Raw genomic sequence first — 18,932 nt, 5'->3', positions numbered from 1 at the left:
GTTGCTGGTTACAGCCCAGTTATCCTGACCCGGCAAGTGGGCGCGGCCGCGGGGCGCTCCCGCTTTTATGCCTTCCCTGATCCATCCCTGTTGGCTAGACAGGCAGGGTCACCTCGGCCCAAAGGGCGCCGTCCCACCGAACGACCGATAAAGAGACGACATGAGCGACGCGATCAAAACCGATGTGCTGATTATTGGTGCCGGCCCCTGCGGTCTGTTCGCCGCCTTCGAGCTGGGCCTTCTCGACATGAAGACGCATTTCGTCGACATCCTCGACAAGGTCGGCGGCCAGTGCGCAGAACTCTATCCGGAAAAGCCGATCTACGACATTCCCGGCATTCCGCAGGTTTCGGGGCAGGGCCTCACCGACGCGCTGATGGAGCAGATCAAGCCGTTCCATCCGACCTTCCATCTCGGCGAGATGATCGAGACCGTCGAGAAAATCGGCGATCCGCTGTTCCGCTGCACCACGGACGCCGGCAAGGTGTTCGAATGCAAGGTGCTGGTGATCGCTGCCGGCGGCGGCTCGTTCCAGCCCAAGCGTCCACCGGTGCCGGGGATCGAAGCCTATGAAGGAAGCTCGGTGCACTACGCCGTGCGCAAGATGGAGACGTTCCGCGACAAGAACGTGCTGATCGTGGGCGGCGGCGATTCCGCGCTCGACTGGACGCTCAATCTGCATCCGATCGCCAAGCGCATCACGCTCTTGCACCGTCGCGACGATTTTCGCGCCGCCCCCCACAGCGTCGAGCAGATGCGCGCGCTGGTCGCTGTCGGCAAGATGGATCTGCGCCTCGGCCAGGTCACCGCGCTGTCAGGCAGCGAGGGCAAGCTGAGCGGCGCCACCGTGAAGGGCAACGACAACAGCGTGAACGAAATCACCTGCGACACCATGCTGCCGTTCTTCGGGCTGACCATGAAGCTCGGTCCGGTCGCGAACTGGGGCATCGCGCTTGAGAACAATCTGGTGCCGGTCGAGACATCCGCGTTCGAGACCAACGTGCCAGGCATCTTCGCGATCGGCGACATCAACACCTATCCCGGCAAGATCAAGCTGATCCTGTGCGGCTTCCACGAGGGCGCGCTGATGTCGCAAAAAGCCCATCGCTACGTCTATCCGGAGAAGCGGCTCGTGTTCCAGTACACGACGTCGTCCTCCAGCCTGCAAAAGAAGCTCGGCGTCAACTAATGGCGGCGGGCGATGCCCCATGTTTCTGGTGCTGGAACAGTTCGCGAAATCGCCGTAGTCTGCGGTCATTGCAGTTGGCGGCTTAGCAAGGCGATTGGCTCAGCAAGGTGATGATAATGCGGACTCTCTTTTCCAGCTTTCGGCTGTTCTCACTCCTCGCGCTCGCGATGACGCTCGGTGCGGTGAGCCCGGTTGTGGCGCAAGTGCAGCAGCCGACCGCCGCAGGCCTCTGGCAGAAGGTCGAAGACGGCAAGACGGTGGGATGGTTTCTCTTCATCGACCACAACGGTGTGTTCGAAGGAGTTATCGCAAAAACCTTCCCGCGGCCCGGCGACGACCCGAACGAGGTCTGCGCGAAATGCACGGACGATCGCAAGAACGCGCCGGTGCTTGGGCTCTCCTTCATCCGCGACATGAAGCGCGACGGCCTGAAGTATGACGGCGGCAACGTGGTCAATCCTCGCGACGGCAACATCTGGAAGGCCAAGATGACGGTCAGCCCGGATGGGCAGACGCTGACGATGCGGGGTTTCCTCGGCATCTCCCTGTTCGGCAAGGACGAGACCTGGACGCGTCTTCCCGACGCCAACATCGCGCAGGTCGATCCCGCCATCGTCGCCAAATATCTCCCGGCGCAAGCAACCGCCGCGACCAAGCCCGTGCCCGTGCCCGCGGCGAAGAAGGGCGGCGCGATGATGGCGCCGGTGCCGAAGCAGTAGGATCTACGTCACGCGCTGTGCCGCCTGAACTTCCGTAGCTCCACACACCGCCGTCATTGCCCGCGAAGGCGGGACTCCAGTACGCCGCAGCCTCTCGGTGTTCTTGCGCGGTGTCCGTGGACCCCGTGCGCAATCGCGCATGCGGCCGGCCGAGACAGCGGAGAACTTGGCGCGCGAGCAGCGGTCATACCCGTCGAATGACCAATGCGTGCCGGACGCGCGCCAGTAGTTCCCCGGAATGCGCGGTGGCGCCGGATTTGCATAGCTATCCGCAAAGCTGTTGGGGGATGAGTCGCCGTCCTTGACGCCTTCGCCGAGTCGCGGAAGGCGGACGGCAGCTATCGCCCCGCGGCGATGATCTCGACCCGCGGAGACGACATGAGACGTGCAATATCGTGTGCCGCCATGCTGCTGGTCCTGACGGTGCTGCTGACGGTCCCGATGATGGCGCGCGACGACGGGCGCTACGCCAACTCGCCATTAAAACCCTGGTTCGAGAGCCTGCACAGCGAATACGGCCAATGCTGCTCGGATGCCGATGGCTATATGGTCGCCGACGTGGACTGGGAATCCGACAAGGGCCGTTATCGGGTGCATCTCGACGGCGAATGGGTGGTCGTGCCCGACGGCGCCGTCATCACCGAGCCGAACAAGATCGGCCGCACCATGGTGTGGAAGCACTATATCGACGGCCATCCGCGGGTGCGCTGCTTCATGCCGGGCAGCATGACCTAGAGTGAAACGTCATCCCGGGCGCCGCGCAGCGTCGAACCCGGAATGGCGTCGAGGCTTAGCGCGCCTCGTTGTTCGCGCTGACGTTCGCAAGCCGCTTCACGCGTGGCGACAGCACCGACATCTGCGCGGGCGAGGCGGGCATGCCGGCGACGATCATCGCGGGCGCAGTCGACTGCTCCTCGACGCCCGCGCCGCCGAGCACCTGGACTTGCGTCGCCGAGATTGGAAACGACGTCACTTCGTAAGAGGGAAGCTCGCCGGCGAACGCGCCTGACGAGTTGGCAATCATCGCTGCGGCAACGGCAATCATCGAAAGAACGCGCATTGGAAAATCTCCGTGAGAAGTGGCAATCGGAGGTTAGGTCGCGGCGATGCCGCAACAGGTTCGCTCGTATGCGACCATTAGATCGCGGTCGCTGATCTATTTGATTGCGTGATGTCGAGCGACGAAGCGCGAAGGAAGTTTTCCGCGCCAATGTTTCCGGACGGTTTCGCGGGAGTGGTCGCGCGGTGACGCGTCGGTGCCCCACGTCCCGAAACGGCACCAATGCATCCACGCGGCGAGGCAGCGTCCGCGCGCGGCGCTCAGGTCACTGGCGCCGGATTGAACAGCGTCAAATCGTTGTGGATGCCCCAACGATCCGACCAGGGCTTGGTGCGGCCGCTGGCGACGTCGAGGATCAGGCGGAACAGGTCCCAGCCGGTTTCCTCGATGGTCTTCCCGCCGGTGGCGATGCCTCCCGCATCGAAATCGATCAGGTCCTTCCAGCGTCGCGCCAGCTCGCTGCGGGTCGAAACCTTGATCACGGGCGCAGCCGCAAGGCCGTAAGGCGTGCCGCGGCCCGTTGTGAACACCTGCAGCGTCATGCCGGAGGCGAGCTGGAGCGTGCCGCAGATGAAGTCGGACGCCGGCGTTGCCGCAAACAGCATGCCCTTCTGCGTCGCCTTCTCGCCGGGCGAGAGGACGCCGGTGATCGCGCTTGATCCGGACTTGACGATCGAGCCGAGCGACTTCTCGACGATGTTGGCGAGGCCGCCCTTCTTGTTGCCGGGCGTGGTATTGGCGCTGCGGTCCGCGCCGCCACGGGCCAGATAGGAATCGTACCAGGCCATCTCGCGGACCAGCGCGCGGCCGACGTCCTCGTTGATGGCGCGCCGCGTGAGCAACTGGATCGCGTCGCGCACTTCGGTGACTTCCGAGAACATCACGGTGGCGCCGGCGCGCACCAGCAGGTCGGCGGCGAAGCCGACCGCAGGGTTCGCGGTGACGCCGGAGAACGCGTCGCTGCCACCGCATTGCAGGCCGATGACGAGATCGGCGGCCGGGCAGGTCTCGCGGGTGCGCTTGTTGAGGGTCTTGAGGCGGGCCTCTGCCTGGGTCATGATTGCCTCGACGATGGCGCCAAAGCCGTCGAAGGCTTCGTCCTGCATGCGCACGATGGCATTGCTGACGCCTTCCGGCACCAGACGCTCGGGCGCAAGCTTCTCGCAGCCGAGGCTGATGACCAGGATCTCGCCGCCGAAATTCGGGTTCTGTGCGATGTTTTGCAGCGTGCGGATCGGAATCACGGCATCAGGCGCGTTGATGGCGACGCCACAGCCATAGGCATGCGTCAGCGGCACGACGTCGTCGACATTCGGATATTTCGGCAGCAGCTCGGCGCGGATGCGCTTCACCGCATATTCCATCGTGCCCTTGACGCATTGCACCGAGGAGGAGATGCCGAGGATGTTCTTGGTGCCGACCGAGCCGTCGGAATTGCGAAAGCCTTCGAACGTGAAACCTTCGAGCGGCGGCAGCGGCGCGGGAACGGCGGTGGAGATTTCCAGCTTGTCGAGGGCAGGGGCCTCCGGCATACGGATGCGCGCTTCGTCCACCCATTCGCCGGCCAGGATCGGCGCGAGCGCATGGCCGATTACCTCGCCATAGCGGATGATCGGGGCGTCCTGCGGGATGTCGACCAGCGCCGTCTTGTGTCCCTGCGGCACGAAGGCGCGCAGCGTTAGCCCGCTGGCGAAGCGGGAGCCGGCGGGAAGCCCGAAATCATTGACAACGATCGCGACGTTGTCGCGCTCGTTGAGCTTGATGTAGCGAGGCTGCTCTTTCGCTGCGACTGACTGGTCCATCTGCTTTACCTCGGAAACTCAAGTCGTAGGGTGGGCAAAGGCGCAAAGCGCCGTGCCCACCATGCTTCGTGCCGAACGTAAGCGGTGGGCGCGCTTCGCTTTGCCCACCCTACGATATCTTGCCCGTGGTTAGCCGGGATAGGTATAGGCGGTCTTCACCGTCGTGTAGAACTCGCGGGCATAGGAGCCCTGTTCGCGGGCGCCGTAGCTCGAACCCTTCCGGCCACCGAACGGCACGTGATAGTCGACGCCGGCCGTCGGCAGATTGACCATCACCATGCCGGACTCGCTGTTGCGCTTGTAGTGCGAGGCGTATTTAAGGCTGCTGGTGCAGATGCCGGAGGCGAGGCCGAACTCGGTGTCGTTGGAGATCGCGAGCGCCTCCTCGTAGTTCTTGGCGCGAATGACGGCGGCGACCGGGCCGAAGACCTCCTCGCGCGAAATGCGCATGTTGTTGTTGGCCTCGGTGAACAGCGCCGGCTGGAGGTAGTGGCCGGGCGTTTCGCGCTTGAGCAACTCGCCGCCCCAGGCGAGCTTGGCACCCTCGTCCTGGCCGATCTTGATGTAGCGCAGGTCCTGGTCGAGCTGGCTCTGGTCGACCACCGGGCCGATATGCACGCCGGCCTTGAGCGCGTCGTCCACCGTGAGGCCTTTCAGGCGCTCGGTCACCGCCGCAACGAAACGGTCGTGAATACCTTCGGTGACGATCAGGCGCGAGGACGCCGTGCAGCGCTGGCCGGTGGAGAAATAGGCGCCGTTGACGGCGACTTCGACGGCGGTCTTGAGATCGGCGTCGTCGAGCACGACCAGCGGGTTCTTGCCGCCCATCTCGAGCTGGAATTTCTTCATGTTGCTCGAGGTCACGCAGGCCTGCGCGATCTTGCGGCCGGTCTGCACCGAGCCGGTGAAGGTGATCGCGGCGACGTCGGGATGCTCGATCAGGGTCTGGCCGACCACGGAGCCCGAGCCGACAACGAGGTTGAACACGCCGGCCGGGATGCCGGAGCGGGTGATGATCTCGGACAGCGCATGCGCCGAGCCCGGCACCAGTTCGGCAGGTTTGAACACCACGGTGTTGCCGTAGCAGAGCGCCGGCGCGATCTTCCAGGCCGGGATCGCGATCGGGAAATTCCAGGGCGTGATCATGCCGACGACGCCCATCGGCTCACGGGTGAGCTCGACGTCGATGCCGGGACGGACGGAAGCGCCCTTCTCGCCGATCATGCGCAGCGCCTCGCCGGCGAAGAATGCGAAGATCTGGCCGGCGCGCGCGACCTCGCCAATTCCTTCCGGCAGCGTCTTGCCTTCCTCGCGGGCGAGCAGGCGGCCGAGCTCTTCCTTACGGGCGATGATTTCGAGAGAGATCTTGTTCAGCGCGTCATAACGCGCCTGCGGTGTCGACTGCGCCCAAGCGGGGAAGGCGGCCTTGGCGGCTGCGATCGCCTTCTCGGTCTGGGCCTTGTCGGCCTTGGCGTATTCGCCGACGACGTCGTTGGTGTTGGAGGGGTTGATGTTCTTGGTGACGGCGGAGCCATCGACCCATTCGCCGCCGATGAAGTTCTTCAGGATCGCAGTCATAGCTTCCTCCAGAGTTTTTAACGAACCAGGCAAGGACGCTTGTCGTCGAAGGTCCAGCCGGGGATCAGGTCCTGCATGGCAATAGCGTCATCGCGGGCGCCGAGTCCATGCTGCTTGTAGAGGTCATGCGCGGCGTCGATGGCGGCCCTGTCGATTTCGATACCCAGGCCCGGCCTATCCGGCACCGCGATCTTGCCGGCCTTGATCTGGAGCGGCTCCTTCGTCAGGGCCTGACCGTCCTGCCAGATCCAGTGTGTGTCGATCGCGGTGACCTTGCCGGGGGCGGCGGCGCCGACATGGGTGAACATGGCGAGCGAGATGTCGAAATGGTTGTTGGAGTGCGAACCCCAGGTCAGGCCGTTGTCGCGGCAGGTCTGGGCCACGCGCACCGAGCCTTGCATGGTCCAGAAATGGGGATCGGCCAGCGGAATGTCCACCGCGCCGAGGCGCAGCGCATGGGACAATTGCCGCCAATCGGTCGCGATCATGTTGGTCGCGGTGGGCAGGCCCGTTGCGCGGCGGAACTCGGCCATGATCTCACGGCCGGAGAAGCCGCCTTCGGCGCCGCAGGGGTCTTCGGCATAGGCGAGGATGCCGTGCATGTCCTTGCAGAGGCTGATGGCCTCGTCGAGCGACCATGCGCCGTTCGGATCCAGAGTCACGCGCGCATTCGGAAAGCGCTTGGCGATCGCGGTGACGGCCTCGATCTCCTGCTCGCCGCGCAGCACGCCGCCCTTGAGCTTGAAATCGGCGAAGCCGTAATGGTCGTGGGTGGCTTCCGCGAGCCGCACCACGGTCTCCGGCGTCATCGCCTCCTGATGGCGGAGGTTGAACCATTCCGCCTTGCCGGTCTCGCCGCCGACATAGTCGAGCTTGGATTTGCGGCCGTCGCCGACGAAGAAGAGATAGCCCAGCGTCTCGACGCTGGTGCGCTGCTGGCCCTCGCCGAGCAGGGCTGCGACCGGCAGGTTGAGATGCTGGCCGAGCAAATCGAGCAGCGCGGACTCCACGGCCGTGACGGCGTGGATCATGACGCGGAGATCAAAAGTCTGCTTGCCGCGGCCGCCGGCATCGCGATCGGCGAAGGCGGTCCTGATATCGGCGAGGATGTTGTTCATCGCGCCGACGGTCTTGCCGATCACGAGATCACGGGCGTCCTGCAGTGTCTGCCAGATCTTCTGCCCGCCAGGCACCTCGCCGACGCCGGTGTGACCGGCATTGTCGGTGAGGATGACAATGTTGCGGGTGAAGAACGGCGCATGCGCGCCGCTCAAATTGAGGAGCATGCTGTCACGGCCTGCGACCGGGATCACCTGCATCGCGGTGACGACCGGTGCGCCAGTGATCTCGGTGTTGACCATCGCAGGCTCCTCCCTGTGTTGTTGTTATTCTGCAGCCTGTTGTGACGATCGGATGGCGGGCAGATTCTTCACCAGCGCCGTGACCTCCGCGATCTCCTGCTCGGTGAGGTCGGTCAGCGGCGGGCGGACCGGGCCGGAATCGCGGCCGATCACCTTCATGCCGGCCTTGATGATCGAGACCGCATAGCCCTTCTTGCGGTTGCGGATCGCGATCAGCGGCAGGATGAAGTCCTTCAGGCCGGCGTGGATCGTCGCGTGGTCGCGCTTGCGCACGGCGGCGTAGAAGTTGGTGGCGAATTCCGGAACGAAGTTGAATACCGCCGAGGAGTAGGTGGTCACGCCCATGTCGAGGTAGGGCAGCGCGAAGGTCTCAGCGGTCGGCAGGCCGCCGATATAGGTCAGGCGGTCGCCGAGCTTGGTGTAGACGCGGGTCATCAGCTCGATGTCGCCGATGCCGTCCTTGTAGCCGACGAGGTTCGGGCAGCGTTCGGCGAGGCGGGCGAGCGTATCGGGCTGGAGGATGGCGTTGTCGCGGTTGTAGACGATGACGCCGATCTTCACGGAGGCGCAGATCGCTTCCACGTGGGCAGCAAGGCCGTCCTGCTCGGCATGGGTGAGATAGGGCGGCAGCAGCAACAAGCCGTCGGCGCCGGCCTTCTCCGCGCCGATCGCGATCTCGCGCGCGGTGGCGGTGCCGTAGCCGGTGCCGGCGAGGACGGGCACGCGGCCCTTGGTCTCGTCCACGGCGATCTTGACGACCTGCGGAACCTCGGCCGCCGTCAGCGAGAAGAACTCGCCGGTGCCGCCTGCGGCAAACAGGCCTGCGACGTCATAGCCGCACAGCCAGTCCATGTTGGCGCGGTAGGTCGCCTCGTCGAAGGAGTAATCCGCCTTGAACGGCGTGACGGGGAAGGACAGGAGGCCGGATCCGATCTTCTGGGCCATTTCCTGCGGGGTCATCTTGCTCATGGGCGCTGCTCCCTGGTCTCGTGTTGTGGAGGACGCAAAGGCTGCGCGTCCATGCGCCGTGGTTTAGGAGACCGTTCGATGCGGGTCCAAGCCAAAGCCTATATCGACCAATGCGAAATCAGCATCAATCTTCCATCACCTCCGCCGAGGACAATTCGCTCGCGATTTTGACGAGCGCCGAGAGCAGCGGATTCTCATCGTCGCGGCGCCAGACCATGAACAACTCGACCGGGACGCGGGTGCGCAGCTTCAGCGGCCGCAGGCGGACGTCCGCGATCTTCAGGCTCGCCGCCGCCGCCGGCACGATGGCGAGGCCGAGGCCGGCGCGGACCATGGCGAGGATGGAGTGGATCTGGCTGAGGTGCTGCACATAGCGCGGCAGAATGTCGGCGCGGGTGAACAGCGCCACCAGCACGTCATGAAAGTAGCGGCTCTCATAGGGCGAATACATCACGAAGGGCTGGTTGTCGAAATCCTTGATCGTGACGCTCTCGGCATTCGCCAGCGGATGCTTTTTCGGGATCGCGGCGAGCAGGGGCTCGGCGACGACGCGGCGGCTGGCGATTTCGGGGCGCGCGATCGGCGGCCTGAGCAGGCCGGCATCGATCTGGCCCGAGGTCAACGCCTCGAACTGGTCGCCCGACACCATCTCCTTCAGCGAGAAGTCCACCTCGGGCAGCTTGGCGCGGCAGGCGGCGACGAGCTCCGGGAGGAAGCCGTAGGCTGCGGCTGCGGTGAAGCCGATCTTCAGCGAGCCGGACTTGCCGAGCGCGATACGGCGGGCGACCTGCGAGGCGCTTTCAGCAAGCTTCAGGATGCGCCGCGCTTCCGGCAGGAAGCTGCGCCCGGCAGGCGTCAGGCGCACCGAGCGGCTGGTACGCTCCAGCAGCGGCGCATCGATGATGTGCTCGAGCACCTGGATCTGCCGGGACAGCGGCGGCTGGGTCATGTTCAGCCGCGCGGCGGCGCGGCCGAAATGCAATTCCTCCGCCACCGTGACGAAACAGCGGAGCTGGTTGAGGTCGAACATCGATACATGCCTTAGATGGATAAGGCGTTTCCCCGGCGCTTCTAGCATCGATTACTCCCAAAACAAAGACGGCGGCCGTGAAGCCGCCGTTAAGTTGCCTGGTCAAGCTCCCATGGGGAGCCCTCAGGAGGAACGTTTGAGCACCACGCGCTCGATCTTGCCCACGACCACGAGATAGGCGAATGCGGCCACCAGCGCATTGGCGCCGACGAATAGCAGCGCCCCGTTGAACGAGCCGGTCGCGGCCAGGATGTAGCCGATCACGATCGGGGTGCTGATCGAGGAGAGGTTACCGAAGGTGTTGAACAGGCCGCCCGAGACGCCGCCGGCTTCCTTCGGCGAGGTGTCGGAGACGACAGCCCAGCCGAGCGCGCCGATGCCCTTGCCGAAGAAGGCGAGCGCCATGAAGCCGACCACCAGCGCCTGGCCGTCGACATAGTTGCAGGCGATGATCGACATCGACAGCAGCATGCCGCCGACGATCGGGATCTTGCGCGCCATCGTCAACGAGCCGGTCTTGCGCAGGATTGCGTCGGAGATGACGCCGCCGAGCACGCCGCCGATGAAGCCGCACAGCGCCGGCAGTGTCGCGACGAAGCCGGCTTGCAGGATCGAGAGGCCGCGCTCCTTGACGAGGTAGACCGGGAACCAGGTCAGGAAAAAATAGGTCAGCGTGTTGATGCAGTACTGGCCGAGATAGACGCCGAGCATCATGCGGTTGGAAAGCAGCTGGCGGATATGGTCCCATCCGGAGCCGGGCTCGGGCGCGCGCTCTTGCTTCAGATCGTCTTTGGGCGCGTCGAGATCGACCAGCGCGCCGCCGGCCTTGATGTAGTCGAATTCAGCCTCGTTGATGCCGGGGTGCTCTTTCGGCCCGTAGACGGTCTTGATCCAGACCAGGCCCATGATGATTCCGAGCGCGCCCATCACGAAGAACACGTAGCGCCAACCGTAGTCGTGCGCGATCCAGCCCATCAACGGCGCGAAGATCACGGTGGCGAAATACTGCCCGGAATTGAAGAACGCAGAGGCGGTGCCGCGCTCGTTGCTCGGAAACCAGGCCGCGACAATGCGGGCGTTGGCGGGGAAAGACGGCGCTTCGGCGATGCCGACGAGGAAGCGCAGGCCGAACAGCACGACGATCGCGGTGCCGGCGCTGAAGAAGCCGACCCAGCCCTGCATCGTCGTGAACAGCGACCAGACGATGATGCTGAAGGCATAGACGAGGCGGGAGCCGTAGCGGTCGAGCAGCCAGCCGCCCGGCACCTGCGCGATCACATAGGACCATCCGAACGCCGAGAAGATGTAGCCCATCGCGACGGGATCGAGATGCAGCTCCTTGGAGAGCGCGGGGCCCGCGATCGACAACGTGGCGCGGTCGGCATAATTGACGGTCGTGACCAGGAACAACATGGTCACGATGAACAGCCTGACGCGAGACCTTCTCACGTCCGTTGCGGACATCACTGCGCTCATTGCGCGCCTCCTTAGAACTCGAAACGTTTCCCCACTGCGACTCCTAGAGGTGCGCGCGGCAAAGTGTCCAAGTTCAAGGCAGTATCGATCGATGCTGCTTTTGGATTGATGGAACGGCAGGTCGGAGGAACGACTGAGGTGATGGACCAGATTGGCACCACGCACGCCGTTGTCATTGCCCGCCAAGGCGGGAAATCCAGTACGCCGCGACGTCTCGATTCAATTACGTCTGTCACGAAGTACTGGATCGCCCGCCTGCGCGGGCGACGACAGTGTGCGGGTAGAGGCCGCGCGCGTTTACTGCCGCGCGCCGGGCAGCAGCGGCGCGAGCAGCCCGCGTGTCACGCCCGGCGGTGCCGCATCCAGACCCAGCACGGCGCTTGCGGCCGGGAGCGCCGCGTCCGCCATCGCGGCGTGGCCTTCGGCGCTCGGATGCACGGCGCCGCCATAGACGGCGGAGAGCACGCCCCAGGTCGCGTCATGGATGTCAGTCGGCTGGCTTGCTGCCGGCAGGCCTTGCGGATAGGTCATCGCGGCGAAATAGCTGTCATTGGCGTCCCGGATCCAGCGCGCGCGCGGCAAATAGGCGCGGAATTCGGAGGCGCCGCGGCCGCACAGCATTGGCTGGCTCGCCGCGCTCACGATGTCAGGATTGAAGCTCTGGCCGTTCTCGGCAAAGCAGGTGCGGTCGAATTCAGGATCGTTGCCCGAATGCGCGCAGAAGCCGTGATCGGCGAACGCCGCCTGATGCGAATCCACGAAGGTCATGCGGTCGGCCTCGGGATCGCGGCACAGCGCGCCACGGGTGCAGGTGGCGAGCCCCTTCAGTTGCGGCAGGAATTCAGTGTCGACGAAGGTCGAGACGCGGGCGAGGCGCTGCGGGTCGGCGTTGAAGGACGGATGGATGTCGAAGCCGGCGCGGCCGCCGCGGCAGGGCACGCCGCCATCGGCGAGCGCCGGGTTGGCATAGGAGACGTAGACCACGTGCGAGAGGTCGCCGCCGACCAGCGGCTTCAGCGCCTCGCGCAGCTTGACGAAATTCTGCGGCAGTTCGCGCGCCAGCGCATCGCGGGAATCATCGACGCTCGCCATCACGCCGGAGCGGCGGAATATCGCGCGCTCGGTTGCGGTCTCGACGATCACGTCGGCGACGAGGCCGGAGAAATAGACGTCGTTCGCGCCGACCGAGAGTAGCACGAGGTCGAGCGTGCGCTCGGGCTGGCGTTTCCTGGCGGCGGTCAGCGCCTCGCGCAGCTCGGCGACCTGCGCGTTCACGCTGATGTTGCAGACGCCGGTCTTGCCGGGCGGGCATTCGCGGGCGCGTTGCGAGCCGAGCAGCCCGTCGCTGATGCTGGCGCCGGTGCAGGCGAGCGGCAGAAAGGTCACCGCGACGTGGGTGTAGCGTACCGCAAGCGCCAGCGCGGTGCGGGCCTGGTAGCTGTAGAGCGATCGGTGGCAAGGCGAGTTGAACCAGAGGGCGCTGTAGCGCTGCCAGTTGGCAAGCGTATCCGGCGCTTCGCAGGCGCGGCCGCCCTTGAAGCCGGCGCGGCTCGGCCGGTAATACTGCGCACCGGCGGTGCCGAGATAGGAGCGGAAGCAAAAACCTTCGTCCGACAGCGCTAGCGGCCGGTCCGGATTGCCTTCGCCCGAGGCGATGCTGTCTCCGAGGCCAGCGACGAAGATGTCCCGGACCTGGATCTCGGTCTGGACCCGCTGGGTTGGATCGGAGCCGGAGGAGACGTCGACGCTCGCGACCGTCTGCTTGCCGTAGCGGACCCGCAGATTGATCGGCTCGGCGCAGTCGAAGGTGGATTGTTGCGGCCCGTCGCCGTCGTCGAACGACCAAGCGCAGGTGGCGCCGACCGGCACCGCGCCGGCGAGGCGCACAGTGACGGGATGGTCGATGGGGGTGAGGTAGTTTTCCTTCGTGTTGTCGCGGGTGCAGGGCTGGTTGACCCGACCCTGGAGGTCGATGCAGAGCCGGTTGACCATGTTGCGGGCCCAGCCGCGGCCCTCGCTCTGCAGCTCCAGTGATTGCTCGGCGGCGAGGATGCTGCGGTTACGCGCGTTCTCGACATGGAGCAGGAAGTCGCGCTCCTCGCGGAACAGCCGGAAGCGGTTGCGGACCTCCCAGCTGATCTGCATGGCGCCCGCGTCCTGCGCGGCCGCCCGCTCCGGCGGCAAGGCGGTGAGGAGCCCGGCAAGCAGCAGGACACCGGCGAGGAAACGGCAAAGGAATACAGGGATCATGGCCCGCGTCTTCAACGGCAAAGTTGAGGCGGAAATAAGAGAGCTGCTCTCCGCCTGCAACATTGGTCTGACGGTTTTGCGGGCCGGCGTCCAGCGGACTATCGTGGGCGCATGATCTTTTCGGAAAACCACTTCGCACTTTTCCGGATCACGCTCAGCGTTTGCTGGCCTGCCGCAGCGAACGCTCGCGCTCCATCGCTGCCACCTGCTTGGGCAGGTTGGCCTGCGCGCAGGCCTCCGCCAGCCGTCGGCGCTCCTGCCAGGGCTCCACCACATTCATCCAGAGCTCGCGTGCGCCCATGATGGAGATGGCAAGACCGAACGGGATCACGAAATAGAGGATGCGGAAGACGAGGAGCGTGGCCAGAAGCTGCTCGCGGCCGAATTCGGGCAGCGCCACCAGCATGGCGGCGTCGAACACGCCGAGCGAGCCGGGAGCATGGCTGGCGAAGCCGAGCAATGTCGCCAAAATGAACACCACGGAGAGCGACAGGAAATCGATCTGCGGAGTGGCCGGCACCAGAAGGTACATCGCCAGCGCGCAGAATCCGAGATCGACGACGCCGATCAGGATCTGCACCAACGTCAGCGGCGCTGACGGCAGCACCACCTTCCAGCCTTTCTGGCCGAGCTCGCGGCGCTTCTCGCCCATGCACAGCCAGACCAGATAGGCGCCGATCGAGGCGAGGCCGCCGATCGCAATCAGCCGGTTGATCGACGACGGCAGCTGATCCATGTAGGAGGCGGCATCCGGATGGATGGCCATGCCGATCGAGAGCACGAAGATGTTACCGAGCCAGAAGGTCAGGCCCGACAGGAAGCAGATTTTTGCGACGTCGATCGCATTCAGCCCGTAATCCGAATAGATCCGGAAGCGGATCGCGCCGCCGGTGAAGACGGTGGCGCCGATATTGTGGCCGATCGAATAGGACGTGAAGCTGGAGAGCGCTGCGATGCGATAAGGCACGTGCCTCTTGCCGATCGTTCGCAGTGCAAAAAAGTCGTAGAAGGTCAGCGTACAGAACGCGAAGCATACGCAGATCGCCGCCAGCCCGATATTGCCGCGGGGGATCTCGGTCAACGCGGTCAGGATGACCCCGGTGTCGATGCCCTTGAGCGTCCGCACCAGCGTGGTGATCGCGAACGCGATGATGAAGACGCTCGCCGCAACGCCGAGTCGCCGCCAGCCGATCCATCTCTTGAAGCCGCGCTTCAGCGCGGTCAGCAGTCCGTGCATTCATCCTCCCGGCGGGGGGCAAGACCGACCAGGCCAGACATTGGCCGGTCGGATGCGATCAGTGCCCGATGTGGGCTTGGATCGCTAGGCATGATGTAGCTCATTTAAGGCAAAAACAGTGACTTGTGCAGCCCTTGACAAGGATTGGTTCTGCCTTGGACCAGCTACTTTGTCATACGCGGTTCACATCGGACGCGCGTTAAGCATATGAGTCGTGGCACCGGTCGCGTCCGTCCGTGACATAGTCTCAGACCCTGCATGGCCGGCATTGTTCCAGCGCAAGGGATGCGGGCTTTTTTGGAACGACGATGCCGTGCGCTGGTTAGTGCCCCATCAGCAATCGAGCATGGCGGAATAACCGGCTTCTCCTGCGAGCCGGTGCCTCCGTGTTCCCACAACCCGAGAGGATCGGACCGATGGGATTGTTCACAAAAGACATCAAGACCATGAACGACCTGTTCGTGCATCAGCTCCAGGACATCTATTACGCCGAGCAGCAGCTCACCAAGGCTCTGCCTAAAATGGCGGATAAGGCGACCGATCCGCAGCTGAAGCAGGGCTTTTTGACGCACCTCGAAGAAACCAGGGAGCACGTCAAGCGCCTCGAGGAAGTGTTCAAGATGCACGGTGCGCAGGTGAAGGCGGTCGATTGCCCCGCGATCGACGGCATCATCGAGGAAGCCGACGAGACCGCCGGCGAAGTCGCCGACAAGGCGGTGCTCGACGCCGCGCTGATCAACGCGGCACAGGCGGCGGAGCATTACGAGATCGTCCGCTACGGCAGCCTGATCGCCTGGGCCAAGCAACTCGGCCGCAACGACTGCGCCAGCGTGCTCGCCAAGACGTTGGAAGAAGAGAAGGCGACCGACAAGAAGCTGACCACGATCGCCGAGAGCAAGGTGAATCTGCGCGCTGCGAGCTGAGGGCCAGGCGTAGCCAGGATCGAGCGTCGCGCGGTCATCCGCGCGACGCTCGAACATGACGCATCCGTCCCGCATCCATCATTCGACCCTTGTCGTAACATGACGAGGGGCAGGAAGCGTATCGTTCGCATGGGGCTGCAACCGAGATGGCAGCATGCGAGTAAGCACCGCCAGATACGAAGCCTTCGAAGCCGGCGCGCCGCATTCCGGCTCCCGCCTTGCGACGTCCCTCACCCTTGCCGCGATGAGCCTTGGTTATGGCGTGGTGCAGCTTGACGTCACCATCGTCAACACCGCGCTCGACGCGATGGGCAGGACGCTCGGCGGCGGCGTCGCCGAGCTGCAATGGGTTGTCAGTGCCTACACCATTGCGTTTGCCGCCTTCATCCTGACGGCCGGCGCGCTCGGCGACCGCATCGGCGCCAAGCGCGTCTTCATGGCGGGTTTCGCAATCTTCACCGCCGCATCGCTCGCCTGTGCGTTGTCGCCCAATGCGACCGTGCTGATTGGGGCGCGCCTGGTCCAGGGTCTGGCGGCGGCGATCCTGGTGCCGAATTCTCTTGCCCTGCTCAATCATGCCTATCCGGACGACCGCGAGCGCGGCCGCGCCGTCGCGATCTGGGCCGCCGGTGCGAGCCTCGCGCTCACCGCGGGCCCCTTCGTCGGCGGCGCGCTGATCACGCTGGTCGGCTGGCGCGCGATCTTTCTCGTCAACCTTCCGATCGGCCTCATCGGCCTTTGGCTGAGTTGGCGCTATGCGACCGAGACCACGCGCGCGCCCTCACGCGAGATCGATCTGCCCGGCCAGCTCGCGGCAATTGGTGCGCTGGGGGCGCTCGCCGGCGCGATCATCGAGGGGGGCGCGCTTGGCTGGCAGCATCCGGCTGTGCTCGCGGCGTTCGCTTCAGCCGCTTTCCTGGCGGTGCTGTTCGTCTGGCGCGAGAGCCGCGCGACGCAGCCGATGCTGCCCCTGTCCCTGTTCGATCACCGGCTGTTCAGCCTGACCGCGCTCGTCGGCCTGCTCGTGAACGTCGCGATTTACGGGCTGATCTTCGTGCTCAGCCTTTACTTCCAGAGGATCAACGGCCTGTCGGCGTGGTGGACCGGTCTCGCCTTCGTGCCGATGATGGCGGTGGTGCTGCCGGTCAATCTGCTGGCGCCGCGTCTCGCCGAGCGCATCGGGGCGTGCCCGACCATCGTCGTCGGCGCCTGCGTCTCGGCGCTCGGCTGTCTCGGCCTGCTGTGGATCGAGGCCGGCACAAGCTATTGGGCGATCTTTGCGCAGATGATCGCGATCAGCAGCGGGCTTGGGCTGCTGGTGCCGCCGCTGACCTCGACCTTGCTGGGCAGCGTCGAGAAGGCACGCTCCGGCATCGCGGCGGGCGTCCTGAACGCGACGCGGCAGACAGGCAGCGTGCTCGGCGTTGCGCTGTTCGGTTCGCTGGTGGCCTCGGAAGGCGCGTTCATGACCGGCCTGCACGCATCGCTGGTGGTATCGGCCGCCGTCCTCGTGCTTGCTGCCGCCGTGATCGGGATCGGCGCGCCGTCGCGCGGATGAACTGTGCGGAGGAATTAGCCGCGGCGCAGTGCGAAATGCGCGCCGCAGAACGCCATCACGGCACCGAGGCCCAGCGCGGCAATCCCGGCCAGCACGCCTGAGACCGTCGGGACCGGGCTCGGCGCCGAGGCCACCTGGCCAGCCCCCGCAAGCAGCAGCACGCCGACCGCGATCAGGAATTGCCGCATCCGTTGCGGGATCTGGCCCGAGACGGCGCTCTGCATCAACGTCGCCGTGAAATAGCCGCCGGAGAAGCCGACGGAGGCGATCAGCCACCAGGCGATCGCCGCGCCCGCCGGTATGAACTCGTGCGAGTCCGAGTGCCAGAGGCCGCCGAGATCGAGCCCGTAGCGCGCGCCCAGCATGTGCACGGCGAGCGCGAGCAGCACGCCGGAGATCACGGCGGCGCCGAGAATCAGGCGGCGCGGAAAAAAAATCGTCTCAGCCATGTCTCGCTTGTAGGATGGGGCAGGGCGCTCACGCAAGCGGGCCGCAGACTGGATCGCCCGGATAGGATCGATTGTGAAGATGCGGGATTCGGGAGCTGAGCCGGCTGCGGGTGCGAGCTATGCCTACAAGGCGTCGCTGATCGGCTCGGCGCATCGCTTCGAACTGACCGAGCAGGGGCTGTCCTGGCACATCGCCGGCCGTTCGGGCCTGTGGCGTTATGACGAGATCAGTGCAATTCGGCTGTCGTTCCGCCCCGTGTCGATGCAACAGCACCGCTTTCGCGCCGATGTCAGCCATGCCAGTGGCGGCCGCATCGCAATCCTCTCGACGAGCTGGCAGACCGCGGCCCTGATGGCGCCGCAGGACAATGGCTTTCGCCACTTCATCGTCGCGTTGCATGCGCGCATGGCGCAGGCCGGCAGCCACGCCGAGTTGACCGCGGGGCTTGGCCGCAGAACCTACGTGACAATGCTGGCTTTTCTTGCGGTGCTTGCAGTGGCGATGACGGGGCTCCTGATCCGGGCGCTTGCGATCGGCGAATTCGCCGGCGCGCTGTTCATCATCGGCTTTGCCGCGCTGTTCGTCTGGCAGATCGGCGGCTTCGTGCGGCGTAACCAGCCGCGGAGCTACAGCTTCGATCGCGTGCCGAGCGCCTTGCTGCCCTAGGTGCAATGGGCCGCAATCAAACGTGACTTCGCGCCGTTGCGGCGGTGTCGCATCGTGCTGCCATGTCAACCCTGGATCGCAGCACGCGAGGGCCTTCGGCGGATGAGATCTCCGAGATCAATCGCGTGCATCTGATCAATACGCCACTGCAGCCGGCGGACCTCCTGTTTATGTTCGGCACGCGAGAGGACGTGGCGCTGCGGGCCGATACGGCGGGACGACTGTGGCGCCAGGGCTATTTCCGCTGGTCGATTGTCAGCGGCGGCGTGACGGCGGGCTCGGAGCAATCCGAGTGCACGATCATCAAGGCGGCGATGGTCGCGGCGGGCATTCCGGCTGAGCGAATCCTCGAGGAGCATCGTGCCCTAAACACCGGCGAGAACGTGATCCTCTCGCTGCCGATCATCGACGCGGCGCTCGGGCTGCACAATGTCCGCCGCGTGATCTGCCTCGGCAACACCTGGACCGCGCGGCGTTATCCGATGACGCTGCACCGGCACTGGCCGGAGGTCGAGAAAATGCTGCTCACGGTCGACAGCTTTGCGACGTCGCGCGCGCTCTGGCACACCGATCCCGAATTTTGCCGCCGCATGCTGCACGAATGGGACAAGATCGAGCCTTACAAGGCGAGGGGCTTCATCGCGGAATGGCCGGAGGCCTGAGC

General features: G+C 65.0%; 17 protein-coding genes. 7 read left to right on the top strand and 10 right to left on the bottom strand.

Annotated elements, in window-relative coordinates:
* The first annotated feature begins 160 nt into the window (after window positions 1–160).
* The 3 genes from IVB19_RS24565 (at window position 161) to IVB19_RS24555 (ending at window position 2,643) form a co-directional block, all read left to right on the top strand.
* Window positions 161–1,189 carry an NAD(P)/FAD-dependent oxidoreductase gene (locus IVB19_RS24565; protein ID WP_247819907.1) on the top strand — a complete coding sequence of 343 codons (1,029 nt, stop codon included), beginning with the start codon at window positions 161–163 and terminating at the stop codon, window positions 1,187–1,189.
* A 116-nt stretch (window positions 1,190–1,305) separates the two neighbouring features.
* Window positions 1,306–1,908: a DUF2147 domain-containing protein gene (locus IVB19_RS24560; protein ID WP_204511761.1), complete on the top strand. Its 603-nt coding sequence runs from the start codon at window positions 1,306–1,308 to the stop codon at window positions 1,906–1,908.
* A 378-nt stretch (window positions 1,909–2,286) separates the two neighbouring features.
* Complete coding sequence (locus IVB19_RS24555; RefSeq protein ID WP_247819906.1) at window positions 2,287–2,643, top strand: hypothetical protein; 357 nt, start codon at window positions 2,287–2,289, stop codon at window positions 2,641–2,643.
* A 55-nt stretch (window positions 2,644–2,698) separates the two neighbouring features.
* Here IVB19_RS24555 and IVB19_RS24550 read toward each other — a convergent pair whose 3' ends face one another.
* The 9 genes from IVB19_RS24550 to IVB19_RS24510 all read right to left on the bottom strand — a co-directional run bounded on the left by IVB19_RS24550 (window position 2,699) and on the right by IVB19_RS24510 (window position 14,671).
* A complete protein-coding gene (locus IVB19_RS24550; RefSeq protein ID WP_085394480.1) occupies window positions 2,699–2,968 on the bottom strand; it encodes a hypothetical protein in 270 nt (89 codons plus the stop codon).
* A gap of 260 nt (window positions 2,969–3,228) precedes the next feature.
* Entirely contained in the window at window positions 3,229–4,770 is a 1,542-nt protein-coding gene (gene garD / locus IVB19_RS24545; protein ID WP_247819905.1) for a galactarate dehydratase, read from the bottom strand.
* Between the two features lie 129 nt (window positions 4,771–4,899).
* A complete protein-coding gene (locus IVB19_RS24540; RefSeq protein ID WP_085357952.1) occupies window positions 4,900–6,348 on the bottom strand; it encodes an aldehyde dehydrogenase family protein in 1,449 nt (482 codons plus the stop codon).
* Between the two features lie 17 nt (window positions 6,349–6,365).
* Complete coding sequence (gudD, locus tag IVB19_RS24535; protein ID WP_247819904.1) at window positions 6,366–7,709, bottom strand: glucarate dehydratase; 1,344 nt, start codon at window positions 7,707–7,709, stop codon at window positions 6,366–6,368.
* Window positions 7,710–7,733: 24 nt separating this feature from the next.
* Window positions 7,734–8,678: a 5-dehydro-4-deoxyglucarate dehydratase gene (gene kdgD / locus IVB19_RS24530; RefSeq protein WP_007602056.1), complete on the bottom strand. Its 945-nt coding sequence runs from the start codon at window positions 8,676–8,678 to the stop codon at window positions 7,734–7,736.
* 124 nt (window positions 8,679–8,802) lie between these two features.
* A complete protein-coding gene (locus IVB19_RS24525; RefSeq protein ID WP_007602059.1) occupies window positions 8,803–9,708 on the bottom strand; it encodes a LysR family transcriptional regulator in 906 nt (301 codons plus the stop codon).
* 123 nt (window positions 9,709–9,831) lie between these two features.
* Window positions 9,832–11,184 (bottom strand): MFS transporter, encoded by a 1,353-nt coding sequence (locus IVB19_RS24520; protein WP_247819903.1) that lies wholly within the window; start codon window positions 11,182–11,184, stop codon window positions 9,832–9,834.
* Window positions 11,185–11,481: 297 nt separating this feature from the next.
* Window positions 11,482–13,434, bottom strand: a complete 1,953-nt coding sequence (locus IVB19_RS24515; RefSeq protein ID WP_247819902.1) for an SGNH/GDSL hydrolase family protein — start codon at window positions 13,432–13,434, stop codon at window positions 11,482–11,484.
* 154 nt (window positions 13,435–13,588) lie between these two features.
* Window positions 13,589–14,671: a lysylphosphatidylglycerol synthase transmembrane domain-containing protein gene (locus IVB19_RS24510; protein ID WP_247297161.1), complete on the bottom strand. Its 1,083-nt coding sequence runs from the start codon at window positions 14,669–14,671 to the stop codon at window positions 13,589–13,591.
* 416 nt (window positions 14,672–15,087) lie between these two features.
* On the opposite strand from IVB19_RS24510, the gene IVB19_RS24505 reads away from it, so the two are divergent.
* Together IVB19_RS24505 and IVB19_RS24500 are read left to right on the top strand one after the other, a co-directional pair.
* Window positions 15,088–15,594 carry a YciE/YciF ferroxidase family protein gene (locus tag IVB19_RS24505; RefSeq protein WP_007612365.1) on the top strand — a complete coding sequence of 169 codons (507 nt, stop codon included), beginning with the start codon at window positions 15,088–15,090 and terminating at the stop codon, window positions 15,592–15,594.
* A gap of 154 nt (window positions 15,595–15,748) precedes the next feature.
* Complete coding sequence (locus IVB19_RS24500; protein WP_247455108.1) at window positions 15,749–17,152, top strand: MFS transporter; 1,404 nt, start codon at window positions 15,749–15,751, stop codon at window positions 17,150–17,152.
* A gap of 14 nt (window positions 17,153–17,166) precedes the next feature.
* Here the strand turns inward: IVB19_RS24500 and IVB19_RS24495 are convergent, their stop codons facing one another.
* Entirely contained in the window at window positions 17,167–17,601 is a 435-nt protein-coding gene (locus tag IVB19_RS24495) for a hypothetical protein (protein WP_018457549.1), read from the bottom strand.
* 79 nt (window positions 17,602–17,680) lie between these two features.
* Here IVB19_RS24495 and IVB19_RS24490 point away from each other — a divergent pair, with 79 nt between their 5' ends.
* Window positions 17,681–18,268: a hypothetical protein gene (locus IVB19_RS24490; RefSeq protein WP_247398578.1), complete on the top strand. Its 588-nt coding sequence runs from the start codon at window positions 17,681–17,683 to the stop codon at window positions 18,266–18,268.
* Between the two features lie 62 nt (window positions 18,269–18,330).
* A complete protein-coding gene (locus IVB19_RS24485; RefSeq protein WP_247398567.1) occupies window positions 18,331–18,930 on the top strand; it encodes a YdcF family protein in 600 nt (199 codons plus the stop codon).
* Window positions 18,931–18,932 lie beyond the last annotated feature (2 nt).

Origin of the sequence: Bradyrhizobium sp. 187 (assembly GCF_023101005.1) — a bacterium.
GTDB classification, from domain to species: Bacteria; Pseudomonadota; Alphaproteobacteria; order Rhizobiales; family Xanthobacteraceae; genus Bradyrhizobium; species Bradyrhizobium canariense_D.
The sequence above is the reverse complement of the archived record's forward strand: the minus strand, read 5'-3'. Positions and strand labels throughout refer to the sequence as shown.